Here is a 14,052-nt window from a genome sequence, read left to right as displayed (position 1 = left end):
CACGCAAGATGTTGACGAAAAAGAACAGCGAAGCTCTGGAAAACTTCAGCGAACAGCTGGAAGTTGAAGGGCGCAGTCTTTGGCAGGACGCTCGCCGCCGCTTTATGCACAACCGTGCGGCGGTGACCAGCCTGTTTGTGTTAGCGCTGATCACCCTGTTTGTGATCTGTGCCCCCTGGCTGTCGCAGTTTGCTTATGATGACACCGATTGGGCCATGATGTCTGCCGCGCCTAACCTGGAGTCCGGGCACTATTTCGGTACCGATTCCTCAGGGCGTGACCTGCTGGTGCGCGTGGCCATTGGTGGGCGTATCTCGCTGATGGTGGGGGTTGCTGCGGCGCTGGTGGCCGTGGTATTGGGCACCTTGTACGGTTCACTTTCTGGCTATCTGGGCGGCAAGACCGACTCGGTGATGATGCGTTTGCTGGAGATCCTGAACTCCTTCCCGTTTATGTTCTTTGTGATCCTGCTGGTGACCTTCTTTGGGCAAAACATCCTGCTGATCTTTGTGGCGATCGGCATGGTGTCGTGGCTGGATATGGCGCGTATTGTGCGCGGGCAGACGCTCAGCCTGAAACGTAAAGAGTTTATCGAAGCAGCGCTGGTGTGCGGCGTATCGACTCGCAATATCGTCCTGCGGCATATCGTGCCAAATGTACTGGGCGTGGTGGTGGTATACGCCTCGCTGCTGGTGCCGAGCATGATCCTGTTTGAATCCTTCCTCAGCTTCCTGGGGCTAGGTACTCAGGAGCCGTTGAGCAGTTGGGGCGCATTGTTGAGCGATGGCGCCAACTCAATGGAAGTATCACCGTGGTTGCTGCTGTTCCCAGCCTGTTTCCTGGTTATCACTCTGTTTTGTTTCAACTTTATCGGCGATGGCCTGCGTGATGCCCTCGACCCGAAAGATCGTTAAGGAGTGCAACCATGAGCATTAATTCTCAACCACAAGACGGACTGCTGCTGGACGTCAAAGATCTGCGTGTGACGTTCGGTACGCCAGACGGCGATGTTACCGCGGTGAACGATCTCAATTTCGATCTGCGCGCGGGTGAAACCCTGGGCATCGTCGGGGAGTCGGGTTCCGGCAAGTCACAGACGGCATTTGCGTTGATGGGCCTGCTGGCCAGCAATGGCCGCATCGGTGGCTCGGCAAAATTCAACGGCCGTGAAATTCTCAACCTGCCAGAAAGCCAGCTCAACAAGCTGCGGGCCGAAGAGATCTCGATGATCTTCCAGGACCCGATGACTTCATTGAACCCTTATATGCGGGTTGGTGAGCAGCTGATGGAAGTGCTGATGCTGCATAAAAAAATGAGCAAAAGCGAGGCGTTTGAAGAATCGGTACGCATGCTGGATGCGGTCAAAATGCCGGAAGCCCGTAAGCGTATGCGGATGTATCCGCATGAGTTCTCCGGCGGGATGCGCCAGCGCGTGATGATCGCCATGGCGTTACTGTGTCGGCCAAAACTGCTGATTGCCGATGAGCCAACCACCGCGCTGGACGTTACCGTGCAGGCACAGATCATGACGCTGCTTAACGAACTGAAGCGTGAGTTCAATACGGCGATCATCATGATCACCCATGATTTGGGCGTGGTTGCCGGGATCTGTAACAAGGTTTTGGTGATGTATGCTGGCCGCACCATGGAATACGGTAGCGCCCGCGATGTGTTTTATCATCCGAGCCACCCATATTCTATCGGGCTGCTTAACGCGGTGCCGCGTCTGGATGCTGAAGGTGAAGCGTTGATGACCATCCCCGGTAATCCGCCGAACCTGCTGCGTTTGCCGAAAGGCTGTCCGTTCCAGCCGCGTTGTCCGCATGCGATGGAGCAGTGCGCGAGTGCTCCGCCATTGGAGCAGTTTGGTGAGGGGCGCCTGCGCGCCTGTTTCAAGCCGGTGGAGGCGTTGGTATGACCGCAACCGATAAAAGAGTGCTGCTGGAAGTCGCAGACCTGAAAGTTCACTTCGATATTCATGATGACAAGCAGTGGTTCTGGCAGGCACCGAAAACCCTGAAGGCGGTTGACGGTGTCACCGTGCGCCTGTTTGAAGGCGAAACGCTAGGGGTGGTAGGGGAGTCAGGCTGCGGTAAATCCACCTTCGCACGGGCAATTATCGGCCTGGTGAAGGCGACCAGTGGCCGCGTTGCCTGGTTGGGCAAAGATCTGCTGGGCATGAGCGATGCCGACTGGCGCAAGACGCGCAGCGATATTCAGATGATTTTCCAGGATCCGTTGGCCTCGCTGAACCCGCGTATGACCATCGGTGAGATCATCGCCGAACCGCTGCGTACCTATAATCCGAAAATGCCGCGTCAGGAAGTGAAGGATAAGGTCAAAGCGATGATGTTGAAGGTGGGCCTGCTGCCGAACCTGATCAACCGTTATCCGCATGAATTCTCCGGCGGGCAGTGCCAGCGTATTGGCATCGCCCGCGCCTTGATCCTAGAGCCGAAACTGGTGATTTGTGATGAGCCGGTCTCCGCCCTGGACGTGTCTATCCAGGCACAGGTGGTGAATCTGCTGCAGCAGTTGCAGCGTGAGATGGGGTTATCGCTAATCTTTATCGCCCACGATCTGGCGGTGGTTAAACACATTTCCGATCGGGTGCTGGTGATGTATCTGGGCCATGCGGTGGAGTTGGGAACCTATGATGAGGTCTATCATAACCCGCAGCATCCTTACACCAAGGCACTGATGTCGGCGGTTCCGGTGCCGGATCCTGACAAGGAGAAGGAAAAGCAGATCCAACTGCTGGAAGGGGAACTGCCATCACCGATCAATCCGCCTTCGGGCTGTGTGTTCCGCACCCGTTGTCCGATTGCCGGGCCGGAGTGCGCTAAAACTCGCCCATTGCTGGAAGGCAGCTTCCGTCATGCGGTATCGTGCTTGAAAGTCGATCCGTTGTAATGTATTGATTAATAATAAAAAACCTGCCATTTGGCAGGTTTTTTTGTACCGTTCACCGGCTTATTCTTTCCACAAAATGTGGCACAGCTTGTTATCTTTCTCGCGGCAGATCAGCACGCGGGCAAAGACATCGTTGATAGGCTCGCCATCGCTGTCCGCCAGGCCGATCACCACCTCGGCAAAGAAGTCCGGATTCAGATCGTAATCCACGTGTTCCTGCCAGTCTTCTGCCGGATCGTACAGCTCGGCACCGCCGCGCTCTTCAAACTGTAAATTGAACAGCAGAATATCCGCGGGATCCAGATTGTCGCCTGCCAGCTCAAGGAAGATGTCGTAGGCTTGTTCCAGCGTTTCATCTTCGGTAAGGCGATTATTCAAGTCCATATAAAAATCCTGATAACAAATGATTTGAGGCTATTAAACCATGCTCGTTGCCGCTTTTACAGCAACGGGCTGAAAAAGTAAAACAGGCGTTCGACCAGGCGGTGCCAGTACGGGCGCTTCAACCATTGCTCGGCATCCAGCAGCTGCGAGCGGGCGATGTAATCATCTTGCACACAGGCCAGATCGGCACCAAAGCCGCTGTCGTCAATCACCAGGGTGATCTCAAAGTTCAGCCACAGGCTGCGCATATCCAGATTGACCGTGCCGACCAGGCTGAGCTGGCCATCGACCAACACGCTCTTGGTGTGCAACAGCCCGCCTTCAAACTGATAAATCTTCACGCCCGCTTCCAGCAGCTCTGAGAAGAAGGCACGGCTGGCCCAGCGCACCATCATTGAATCGTTGTCGCGTGGAACGATAATGCTGACGTCAACGCCACGCAGCGCAGCCGTGCAGATGGCATGCAGCAGATCGTCGCTTGGTACCAGGTAGGGAGTGGTCATGATCAACTGCTCACGCGCGGAATAGACCGCCGTCAACAGCGCCTGATGGATCATCTCTTCCGGGAATCCCGGGCCAGAGGCAATAACCTGGATGGTGTGGCCGCTTTCCTGCTCAAACGGCATGATATTCACGTCTGGTGGCGGTGGCAAAATGCGTTTGCCGGTCTCAATCTCCCAGTCACAGGCGTAAACGATACCCATCGTGGTTGCCACCGGGCCTTCCATGCGTGCCATCAGGTCGATCCATTGACCAACCCCGGCATCTTGCTTGAAGAAGCGTGGATCGACCATATTCATACTGCCGGTGTAGGCGATGTAATTGTCGATCAGCACCACTTTGCGATGTTGCCTCAGGTCCATACGCCGCAGGAATACGCGGAACAGGTTCACCTTGAGTGACTCAACCACCTCAATACCGGCGTTACGCATCATGCTGGGATAAGGGCTGCGGAAGAACTGTACGCTGCCAGCCGAGTCCAGCATCAAACGGCAATGTACGCCACGGCGTGCGGCGGCCATCAATGATTCGGCGACCTGATCGACCAGCCCACCTGGCTGCCAGATGTAAAACACCATCTCGATATTATGGCGTGCCAGTTCGATATCCCGCACCAGGGCATTCATCGTTGAATCGGTGGTCGTCAGCAACTGTAGCTGGTTGCCTTTGACGCCATCAATCCCTTGGCGGTGGTGGCAAAGCTGGAACAGCGGGCGGGCCACTTCACTGTACTCGGTAGCAAAAATCCGGCTGCTTCCTTTAAGCTCATTCAGCCAGCGAGCGGTTGAGGGCCACATGGCTTTGGCTCTCTCTGCGCGGCGCTTGCCCAGGTGCAGTTCGCCAAAGGATAAATAAGCGACGATACCGACCAAGGGCAGAATATAGATCACCAGCAGCCAGGCCATGGCCGAAGGCACGGTGCGTCGTTTCATCAGAATACGCAATGTGACCCCGGCGATAAGCAGCCAGTAGCCAAACACCAAAAGCCAACTAATTACGGTATAAAAGGTTGTCATAAAGGCAAAAATTTCCGTTGGTAAGCCACCAATAATGAGTGTACGCACAGAACAACAAAGGTGAAACCTTTTCTCGGTAGTTAAGTTACATAAAAATGATTGACCAAAGGAACTTGCTGAAAATAAAAACCGTACTTTTTGTCGTCTCTGATAGAGCTAATGTGGTGAAAGGGCGACTTGGATCGTACGTTGAAAGGGATATAATGCCCGCGGTTGGCATTGATGGGTAACGTAAAATGAGACGCAGTAGAAATGAAGTGGGCCGCTGGAGGATGTTACGGCAGAGCCAGCGGCGCAGGCACCGTTGGTTAGAGCGCCAGTCGTGCAGTAATCGGCATATCATTCGTGTTCGCCGTCGTTTGGACGATCAACACCGCAGAGCCTTATTGTTCGTTGTGGCTTACGAGTGGTAAAACAAGAACAGCCCGTTATGGGCTGTTCTGCTATTGGCTGGACCTGGGTTATTTACCCAGATAGGCGTTCAACATCCACACCTGTTTTTCCTGCTCTTTGATGTAATCGCTCATCAGCGAAGAGGTACCCTCGTCACCGGCCTCTGCGGCCAGCGTCAGCAGTTCGCGCTGCTGTTGCAACAAAATGGCGTAACCTTCCAGCAAGCCGCGCAGGGTGCCTTTATCGTCGGTGACATTGGTGTCTTCCTTGATATCCGCCGTTTTCAGATAGTCACTGAAGGCGTGGCGAGGCTGTGAACCCAGAGTCAGAATACGCTCTGCCAGTTCATCCACCTTGGTCAGCAGGTCATTGTAGGTTTCTTCAAACTTGACGTGCAGTTCAAAGAAGTGCGGGCCGGAAATATTCCAATGGTAGCCGCGCACGTTCATGTACAGCACCTGGTAGTTAGCCAGTAGGGCGTTCAGTGCTTCAGAGAGTTTTGCTGATTGTTTGGTGTCCAGGCCGATATGAGTCTTGGTCGCTTTCTTTGCCGTTGCCATAATAATCTTCTCCTGATTATTTGTTTCGATTATCTAGATTGATATCCATACAAAACAGGTTAACCGCATCTATCATAAGGTTAAAGTTGCTACTAAGCATCAATTCAATCGTTCAAACCAATTTACCCGTCATCTTTCAAGCTGCTTACATTCATCAATTGGCTAATCGGGTAGGGGCGCTGCATGCTGCGCCCACTTAACCTCATCGATTAAATTACACCTGCGCCCTTTTGCGCAAAGCAAATTTTAGCACACCGGCGCTCAGGCTGGTGAGCAATGCGGCGGCGATCAGCACGGCAATAAAGGCCTGATCAAAGGCGCCTCTAGCCAGCTGGATCAGCCTTTCTGCGCTGTCTGCGCCCATATTTCCGGCTAACCGTAGCGCCTCATCAATGCTGTCATATGCGAGATCGCCTGCAGGAAGATTGGCAGGCAATATCAGGCTGTGACTATAGACCGCCGTCATCAACCCGCCCAGCAGCGTGACGCCTAACACGCCACCCAACTCCCACGAGACGTCTTCAATGGCGGCGACCATGCCCGCCTTGTCTTCCGGGGCGTTGAGCATAATGGCCGTTGAGGCGGCTGTGATGGCACCGCCGAGGCCAAAGCCCACCACAAACAGGCAGACCAACTGCATAATGACGTTGCCTTGATACCACAGCGCGACACCCGCAATGCCTAAGGCGGTGAGAATAAAGCCGCCAACCAACATGGAGCGCTCGCCATAACGCGGTAGCAAGGCCCCAGCCAACGGGCCAGCCAGAGCCGAGGCTACCGGAATGGGTAAAATAAACAACGCGGCCAGCAGCGGCGTCATGCCTAGCACCAACTGTAACCGCTGGCTTAACACCAGCTCGACCCCTATCAGCGCGATCATTGAAACGATCGCCACACCGACACCGCTGGCAAACAGCCGATTGCGGAACAGTGAGAAATCGATCATGGGGTATTGCGACCGCTGCTGACGGCGGACAAACAGCGTCAGGAACAGCGTACCGAGCGCCGCCGCAATGGCGAAGTCACTCAGGGAGAACGCGGGTTTGCTCAGCTCTTTCAGCGCATAGATCGACGCCACCAGGCCGAACATGATCTGTAGCGAACTGATAAAGTCGCAGGGGCGTTGACTGTCTCCACCGCAACGAGGGATCAGATAGACCGCCAGCGGCAGAACCAGCATCACCACCGGCACGTTGATCAGAAATACCGAGCCCCACCAGAAATAGGACAGCAGAACGCCGCCTACCACCGGGCCAAGTGCGGCGGCGCCGGAGGCCACGGCGGCCCAGATGCCAATCGCCAGCGCACGTTCACGCTCATCGGTAAAGACGTGGCGCACAATGGATAGCGTGGCTGGCATCATCATCGCAGCCCCGATGGCCAGGAAAGCCCGTGACGCAATGAGCAGCTCGGCACTGGGGGAGAACGCGGCGCACAGTGAGGCCAAGGCAAAGACCGGCAAACCGGCGATAAACATTTTCTTGTGGCCAAGACGGTCGCTTAACATGCCAGCGCCGGGCAGCAGGCCAGCAACCACCAACGGGTAGGCGTTAACGATCCACAGCTTTTGTGAGGCTGTGGCATCCAATGCCTGGGTCAGGCGCGGCAACGCGGTGTAAAGCACCGTCATATCGGTAATGATTAAAAATAGCGCACTGGAGATCATTGCCAGGATCAGCCAGCGGTTTTGGGCGTGCATAAAGAGTATCCTAGTAAACCGATGACGCGGCTGCGTCACCTTACGGTAACCACCCGGTAGTACCGGTGGTATACTGCTATAATATAAATCCATACGTACGTATTGAAAAGGGGCTTTCTCAATGGGGCGTCAACGGAGTATCGATCGTGACAAGGTGCTGGATACCGCAGAAGAGATTGTGGCGACCCAAGGTGCGGCAGGGTTGACCATCGATTCGGTGGCTAAAGCCATGGGGATCTCCAAGGGGGGAGTGCAATATTGCTTTGGTAGCAAAGATGCGCTCATCGATGCGATGTTTGACCGTTGGGGTAAGGTTTATGAGCAGGTTTTTGACGATATTGCGGGCAGCGATCCGGACCCATTAACCATTGTCCAGGCGCATATGCAGGCTACCCGCAGTTCCGATCAGGCTTCCAGCGCCAAGGCGGCCGGGTTGATGGCGACGTTAATTCAGACGCCAGAACACCTGGACAGTACGCGAGAATGGTATCGCAGCCGCATAGCAGGTTTGGATCTGACTACCGAGGCGGGGAGAAAGGCGCGATTGGCCTTCCTGGCCACCGAGGGAGCCTTCATGCTGCGCTTCTTCGGCTTTATGGATATCACTCAGCAGGAATGGGAAGCGATGTTTACCGATCTGCAAAAGTGGGTTCTTAACGATACGGCTCGCAATGGTTGACCTATTGCAGTGATAGATGGCGGTCACCTCGCTCGGCGAGTATGTTTAGCGAATAAAGATATTCCCTCGAAGAACCCACTTTTAGCCAGCCACCTCCGTGCTGGCTTTTTTTTGCTTAAAATACCTGCTTGAAGGGTTTCACCGTGACTTCGCCGTATACTCCAGCGTCCACGTACGGGTCTTGTGCTGCCCAGGATTTTGCCGCCTCCAGCGAAGGGAACTCGGCGATCACAGTAGAACCGGTAAATCCAGCCTGGCCTGGATCGTTGCTATCGATAGCCGGGTTAGGGCCAGCGACCACCAACCGGCCTTCATCACGCAGTGCCTGCAGGCGAGCCAGATGGGCGGGGCGAACCGCCATTCGCTGTTCCAGCGTGCCAGGTACGTCTTGTGCGTAGATCAGATAAAGCATATTTCACCTTTAAAATCATTGCCATACAACGGTAATCACAAAGTAGCGCAAAACCTGTGACAAGGGAATGCCAATCCAGATAAAAATTCATTACCGTGTTGAGGATAGCTGCGTGTGCTGCGATTGACGAGTGAGGGAACACATTGGTTAACAATCCGTATGAAAGCTCAATAAAAGGCTAATTAAACGTTAATATCCCTATGAGTTTGCTGGTTTTAGCGCCTAATGATGCCGATTAAAGCGATAGTTTGTCTTTCGTTATTGAATATGATTGCTATTTGCATTTAAACTTGGCGCACCAGAGGAAACAGAATCATTATGCCGCTAAACAAAATGTTCCTTATTCGCCGAATTTCCGTGCCAATTGTCCTCTCCGTTGGTTTGCACAGTGCCCTGGTGGCCGCCTTGCTCTACGCTTCCGTCAACGAAGTGTTGGAGCTGCCGAAGCAGGAAGATGCCCCTATCAGCGTAATGATGGTGAATATGACCGCGCTGGCAGAACCGCCACCGCCGGCTGCGGCGGAACCGGAGCCACAGGTAGAACCTGAGTCTGAGCCAGAACCAATCCCGGAGCCAGAGCCGCCACCGCCGGTACCGGTAGCCATCCCTAAACCGGAGCCGGAGAAACCCAAGCCGAAGCCAAAACCTAAGCCGAAGGTAGAGAAGCCGGTCAAGCGTGAAGTGAAGAAGACCGAACCGCGTGAACCTTCGCCGTTCGACAATCAATCCGAAGCCAAGCCGATCGACAAGGCACCGGCTAAACAGGCACCATCAGCACCTGCGCCGGGAACTTCCCGTGAGTTGGGGCCGAAAGCTCTGAGTATCGGCAAGCCGATGTATCCACCGCGCGCCCGGGCATTGCAGATTGAAGGCAATGTCAAGGTTCAGTTCGATGTCGATAGCGACGGGCGGGTCACAAACGTGCGTATTCTGTCTGCGGAACCACGTAATATGTTCGAACGTGAAGTGAAGCAGGCAATGCGTAAATGGCGTTATGAAGCCAAAGCCGCGCAGAACCTGACGAAGACCATCGTCTTCAAAATGGAAGGTTCGACGGTTGAGTAAGCAATAAAAAAGGTCGCATTTGCGACCTTTTTGCTATCTGACGTAGGCTTACTCACCAACGCGGAAGTTCATCTTACCGTCTGGCAGGGCACGAGGGCTGCCGCCATCATCTACCGCTACATAGGTAAAGACCGCTTCCGTGGCACGGTAGCGCTGGCCGATCGGGGCAGAAGACACCTTCTTGACCCAAACTTCCACATTGATGGTAATGGAGCTGCGGCCACTGCGGATACAGTTAGCATAGCAGCACACCACGTCACCCACAGCGACCGGCTTGAGAAAGGTCATGCCGTCTACCCGCACGGTAACCACGCGCCCTTCGGCAATCTCTTTGGCCAGGATCGCGCCGCCGATGTCCATTTGCGACATCAGCCAGCCGCCAAAGATATCGCCGTTGGCATTGGTATCTGCCGGCATGGCCAGCGTGCGCAGCACCAGCTCACCGCTAGGCAAAGGTCGTTGTTCGGTCATTATTTCTTCTGCTCTTCTGGCATATGACGGTAAATATAGATACCGCTCAACAGGGTGAAGACCAGCGTCAGCACGGTCAGGCCGAATACCTTGAAGTTAACCCAAACGTCCTGCGGCATCCAGAATGCCACATAGATATTGGCCAAGCCGCAGGCCAGGAAGAACAGGGCCCAGGCAATGTTAAGGTGGTTCCAGACGCTGTCCGGCAGGGTCAGCTCTTTACCCAGCATGCGTTGGATCAGCGGCTTTTTCAGGATCAGCTGGCTGATCAGCAGCGCCAGGGCGAACAGGGTGTAGATGACCGTGACCTTCCATTTGATAAACAGGTCGTTGTGAAACACCAGAGTCAAGGTGCCGAATACGGCGACCATGGCAAAGGTGATCAGCGTCATCTTCTCAACCTTGCGATATTTCAGCCAGGTAAAGACCAATGCCAGGGCGGTGGCGACGATCAAGGCACCCGAGGCGACGTAGATATCGTAAAGCTTATAAAAGGCAAAAAAGACAATCAGGGGTAAAAAATCAAGAAACTGCTTCATAAATCAATCCATCATAGGTTCATCGGGCGACTATACCGGATTTGGCGCGCTCTGTGTATCGCACTAAAGGGCAGATTATCGGTGTTCGTCCGGTAGATTGCTGCTGTAAACGCCAGAATTTGCATAAACTTACGATTGTTACCCTCGGTTATTTGCAAGCGCTGGGTGTACCACGCATATTAAGCATAATAATAGCCGCATAATTTACCCTGGAAAATAGCTATGCAGTGGAAGTCTCTGCGGGCGTGGACGCCCGGTTTGACGCATTTGTTAGGATATGAACGCAGTTGGTTGAAGCCGGATATTCGTGCGGGGTTATCGGTCGCAGCGGTAGCTTTACCGGTGGCGATCGCCTATGCCGAATTGGCCGGTGTCAGCCCGGTGGTCGGGCTTTACTCCTGTATTTTACCGATGATCGCCTATGCCATTTTTGGCTCGTCGCGGCAGCTGATTGTTGGGCCGGATGCGGCCACCTGTGCGGTGATCGCCGCCGTGGTGACTCCGCTGGCCGCAGGAAGTATGGAGCTGCACTGGCAGCTCACCATCATGATGACCGCCATGACGGGGGCTTGGTGTCTGCTGGCTAGCCGCTTCCGGCTCGGGGCCTTGGCAGACCTGCTTTCGCGCCCGATCCTCAGCGGATTGCTGAATGGCGTAGCGGTGACCATCATTGTCGATCAGATCGGCAAAGTGCTGGGGTTCGGTACGCCACCGGCGCAGCTGATTGAACGTATTTATGCCTTGCCCGGTAACATTCTGCATAGCGATTGGCCGACGATGGGCATTTCATTGCTTACGCTGACAATGCTGGTGGGGGTTAAAAAATTGCGGCCTAACTGGCCTGCGCCGTTGTTTGCCATCGTGCTGGTCGCCTTCATCACCTGGGCGGCTAATTTGCAGCAGCACGGTATTATTACCGTAGGGGGCTTCAGCGGCATGCTGCCTATCGTCCAGTGGCCGGATTTTCAGCCGGGCTTACTGCGTGACATGGTGATACCGGCGCTCAACCTGGCGGTGGTCAGCTTTGTCAGCATGATGCTAACGGCGCGCAGCTTTGCGGCGAAAAATGGCTACGAGGTCAATGCCGATGCGGAGTTCCGTGCGCTGGGGCTGGTCAACATTGTTTCTGCGCTGTCGCAAGGGTTTGCCATCAGCGGGGCCGATTCGCGTACGGCGGTAAACGATGCCAACGGCGGCAAGAGCCAACTGGTATCAATTATTGCCGCCATCGTCATCGGCATTGTGCTGCTGTTCCTGACTTCTCCGCTGCAATTTATTCCGGTAGCCGGATTAGGCGTGGTGCTGATGTACGCTGCCTGGTCGTTGATCGACATTCGCGGCATCTGGATCCTGCGCAAGCGCAATGCCCAGGCGTTCAGGCTGGCAGCCTTCACCTTCGTCAGCGTGCTGCTGGTGGGGGTGATCAGCGGAATTGGCTTAGCGGTATTGCTTGGCCTGATGCAGTTTCTGCGCACCGTGTTCCGCCCCACGGAGCAACTGCTGGGGGTCAATGAGGAAGGCATGATCCACTCAATGGGCAACAACAACGGGGTGAAGGCGGTGCAGGGCGTGATGATGTACCGCTTTAACTCCCCGCTGACCTATTTTAACGTGGCTTACTTCAAACGGCGCATCCTCAATCTGGTCGACAGTACGCCGTTCCAACCACGTTGGGTGGTAGTGGATGCGGTGGCCAGTTTTACCCATGCGGATATCAGCGTGCTGGCGGCCATTGACGAGTTAAAGCGTGACTTGTTACAGCGTAACGTTAAGCTGGTGTTGGCCGGACGGCGCACCGAGTTAACGCGCTGGTTCCGTATCAATCAGGTGGGGCGCGATAAGGATCTGATCCTGGTGCCCGACCTTTATCTGGCACTCAAGCTGATACAAAGTAAGGAACAGGCCGAACCGGGCACAGCACAGTAAATAAAAAGGGCACGCTAAAAGCGTGCCCTTAAACGTCAACCGACCCTATTTATCTTTTATCTAAGGACACGCCAGAAGTGGGCGCTGTGTCCCGCAGCAGCATATACAGCCGGAACAGATAAATCAGCAGTAAGGCAGAAACCAGGTTGCTTAATGCAGTCAGAACGATGCTGGCAACGTGTGGCGTCAACACCGACAAGTGGCTGACCATAAACAGCACCAGTAGTTTGGCCGCCAACCACAGCATCATCGCCGGTACGATCACCCGCGCGTTAGCAAAGGCCAGCTTGCAGCTCAGTTTCAGTGAGGCAAACATGCCTTTCCCATCGGCTACGGAAATCACCGGGGCCAACGAGAACGAGATCGCCATGATCACACCGGGCACGACAAACAGCGTCAGGCCAAGCTGGGTCAGCAAGGTGCAGACAAACAGCAGCAGCAGTAAACGCGGCAATAGCGGGGCAGATATCCCGATAGCCCGTAGCGCACTGGTACGCTGGCCTTCAGAAACCAGGCGGATCAGCGTCAACATGCCCCCCACCAGCAGCACGTTACCCACTAAAGCGGAAATCGTCGCGGCGGCGGACACTTTCAACAGCACCATCTGCTGTTCAGGCGTCATTTGCTGAATGATTTCCTGGATCCCCATGCCGGCACCGGCGTTGGAGGCCAGATCACTTTCCGTCGCGGTCAGGATCTTCAACTGCTCAATATCGGGGCTAAACGCCTGATTAAGCAGCACAGAAATGAATGCGGTCAGCAGTGCCAACAGCACAATGCTGGCAACCTGATTACGGAAAAAGTTAAAACTGTCACGGTACAACGTGTTGGCCGTAATTGGCATGCTTGGCATGCAGACTCCTTGGCGTCGGGAACGTAGTTAAATCAGTGGGCGATTGTACCCTGTTCCGCGCCGCTGTGGCACCCCGCGAATGGCACTGTGCTGATTTCTTGGGCGATTATGGTCTCTGACAATGATAATGGCAGGGGAACCGGCAAGGGCGGCAGGCCGTAGCGCTCACGGGCCCGATCGCAGGCTTCATTGCGTAGGCCGTTTTCCCCGGATTGATCGAATTCGCGGCAGGGGCTGGGGCGATTGGGGTAGATCGAACAGGACACCGCCTGACCAATCTCACCTACCAGCGAGGTGCAGCGTGGTGACTTGCTGTTGGTCCCTTGCATACAGCGCAGAAAGGGGCTCAAGGGTTCAGTTAAGGATATAGGTACCACGCCGCCGCCATCTTCCGCTTCGGCCCAATAGAATGATACTCGAAAATAACCGCAGCAGGCGCCGCAGCTGGTGCAGGGATTTTGAATTTCGCTCATCTTGATTGCCACCGACTCCTTACCGGCCCAACCAAAACCAACAGGAATAATGAAATTACGCAGTGGCATTTTTTTTAGCAACTTTTTTTCGGTAACAGAAATTCAAACATGCATCATATTTGCAACAAAAGGCGTTTATTGATTCAGATCAATTATCGATTTATTAAC

Annotated in this window: 16 protein-coding genes; 7 read left to right on the top strand and 9 right to left on the bottom strand. The window is 54.5% G+C overall.

The annotated features are described in order from the left end of the window. Positions 1 to 8: 8 nt before the first annotated feature. From oppC to oppF, 3 genes are read left to right on the top strand one after another with little or no spacing between them, the layout of a single operon-like run. Positions 9 to 914, top strand: coding sequence for an oligopeptide ABC transporter permease OppC (oppC, locus tag KGP16_RS14245; protein WP_021181232.1), 906 nt, complete (start codon positions 9 to 11; stop codon positions 912 to 914). An 11-nt stretch (positions 915 to 925) separates the two neighbouring features. Further along, positions 926 to 1,918 (top strand): ABC transporter ATP-binding protein, encoded by a 993-nt coding sequence (locus KGP16_RS14240; RefSeq protein ID WP_021806595.1) that lies wholly within the window; start codon positions 926 to 928, stop codon positions 1,916 to 1,918. Beyond that, positions 1,915 to 2,913 (top strand): murein tripeptide/oligopeptide ABC transporter ATP binding protein OppF, encoded by a 999-nt coding sequence (gene oppF, locus KGP16_RS14235; protein WP_021181234.1) that lies wholly within the window; start codon positions 1,915 to 1,917, stop codon positions 2,911 to 2,913. The genes KGP16_RS14240 and oppF overlap by 4 nt, the downstream gene beginning before the upstream one ends. Before the next feature lie 60 nt (positions 2,914 to 2,973). Here the strand turns inward: oppF and KGP16_RS14230 are convergent, their stop codons facing one another. Together KGP16_RS14230 and cls are read right to left on the bottom strand one after the other, a co-directional pair. After that, the gene (locus tag KGP16_RS14230; protein WP_021181235.1) at positions 2,974 to 3,297 is read right to left on the bottom strand and encodes an HI1450 family dsDNA-mimic protein; all 324 of its coding nucleotides are present in this window, start codon (positions 3,295 to 3,297) and stop codon (positions 2,974 to 2,976) included. 56 nt (positions 3,298 to 3,353) lie between these two features. After that, complete coding sequence (gene cls, locus KGP16_RS14225; RefSeq protein WP_021806594.1) at positions 3,354 to 4,814, bottom strand: cardiolipin synthase; 1,461 nt, start codon at positions 4,812 to 4,814, stop codon at positions 3,354 to 3,356. Between the two features lie 236 nt (positions 4,815 to 5,050). Between cls and KGP16_RS14220 the strand changes: the two genes are divergently transcribed. Continuing rightward, a complete protein-coding gene (locus KGP16_RS14220) occupies positions 5,051 to 5,227 on the top strand; it encodes a YciY family protein (protein WP_004945296.1) in 177 nt (58 codons plus the stop codon). A 48-nt stretch (positions 5,228 to 5,275) separates the two neighbouring features. Here the strand turns inward: KGP16_RS14220 and KGP16_RS14215 are convergent, their stop codons facing one another. Both KGP16_RS14215 and KGP16_RS14210 read right to left on the bottom strand, forming a co-directional pair. Next, entirely contained in the window at positions 5,276 to 5,767 is a 492-nt protein-coding gene (locus KGP16_RS14215; protein WP_021181236.1) for a Dps family protein, read from the bottom strand. A gap of 214 nt (positions 5,768 to 5,981) precedes the next feature. Beyond that, the gene (locus KGP16_RS14210) at positions 5,982 to 7,466 is read right to left on the bottom strand and encodes an MFS transporter (protein WP_021806593.1); all 1,485 of its coding nucleotides are present in this window, start codon (positions 7,464 to 7,466) and stop codon (positions 5,982 to 5,984) included. A 121-nt stretch (positions 7,467 to 7,587) separates the two neighbouring features. On the opposite strand from KGP16_RS14210, the gene KGP16_RS14205 reads away from it, so the two are divergent. Further along, positions 7,588 to 8,145, top strand: a complete 558-nt coding sequence (locus tag KGP16_RS14205; protein ID WP_021806592.1) for a TetR/AcrR family transcriptional regulator — start codon at positions 7,588 to 7,590, stop codon at positions 8,143 to 8,145. Positions 8,146 to 8,260: 115 nt separating this feature from the next. Here the strand turns inward: KGP16_RS14205 and KGP16_RS14200 are convergent, their stop codons facing one another. Continuing rightward, on the bottom strand, positions 8,261 to 8,557 hold the full coding sequence (locus tag KGP16_RS14200) for a YciI family protein (protein ID WP_021806591.1): 297 nt from the start codon (positions 8,555 to 8,557) through the stop codon (positions 8,261 to 8,263). Between the two features lie 318 nt (positions 8,558 to 8,875). Here KGP16_RS14200 and tonB point away from each other — a divergent pair, with 318 nt between their 5' ends. After that, positions 8,876 to 9,622 (top strand): TonB system transport protein TonB, encoded by a 747-nt coding sequence (gene tonB / locus KGP16_RS14195; RefSeq protein WP_223499882.1) that lies wholly within the window; start codon positions 8,876 to 8,878, stop codon positions 9,620 to 9,622. 48 nt (positions 9,623 to 9,670) lie between these two features. Here the strand turns inward: tonB and yciA are convergent, their stop codons facing one another. Both yciA and KGP16_RS14185 read right to left on the bottom strand, forming a co-directional pair. Continuing rightward, positions 9,671 to 10,093 (bottom strand): acyl-CoA thioester hydrolase YciA, encoded by a 423-nt coding sequence (gene yciA, locus KGP16_RS14190; RefSeq protein WP_021181241.1) that lies wholly within the window; start codon positions 10,091 to 10,093, stop codon positions 9,671 to 9,673. Next, the gene (locus KGP16_RS14185) at positions 10,093 to 10,632 is read right to left on the bottom strand and encodes a septation protein A (protein WP_021181242.1); all 540 of its coding nucleotides are present in this window, start codon (positions 10,630 to 10,632) and stop codon (positions 10,093 to 10,095) included. Before KGP16_RS14185 ends, yciA begins: the two co-directional genes overlap by 1 nt. A 222-nt stretch (positions 10,633 to 10,854) precedes the next feature. Here KGP16_RS14185 and KGP16_RS14180 point away from each other — a divergent pair, with 222 nt between their 5' ends. Next, the gene (locus KGP16_RS14180) at positions 10,855 to 12,558 is read left to right on the top strand and encodes a SulP family inorganic anion transporter (protein ID WP_059200958.1); all 1,704 of its coding nucleotides are present in this window, start codon (positions 10,855 to 10,857) and stop codon (positions 12,556 to 12,558) included. A 49-nt stretch (positions 12,559 to 12,607) separates the two neighbouring features. Here KGP16_RS14180 and KGP16_RS14175 read toward each other — a convergent pair whose 3' ends face one another. Further along, complete coding sequence (locus KGP16_RS14175) at positions 12,608 to 13,402, bottom strand: YciC family protein (protein WP_039996069.1); 795 nt, start codon at positions 13,400 to 13,402, stop codon at positions 12,608 to 12,610. 41 nt (positions 13,403 to 13,443) lie between these two features. Then, entirely contained in the window at positions 13,444 to 13,884 is a 441-nt protein-coding gene (locus KGP16_RS14170; RefSeq protein ID WP_024529249.1) for a YkgJ family cysteine cluster protein, read from the bottom strand. Between the last annotated feature and the right edge of the window lie 168 nt (positions 13,885 to 14,052).

Origin of the sequence: Serratia sp. JSRIV006, assembly GCF_019968685.1 — a bacterium.
GTDB classification, from domain to species: domain Bacteria; phylum Pseudomonadota; class Gammaproteobacteria; order Enterobacterales; family Enterobacteriaceae; genus Chania; species Chania fonticola_B.
This window is presented reverse-complemented; position numbering and strand designations above follow the sequence as displayed.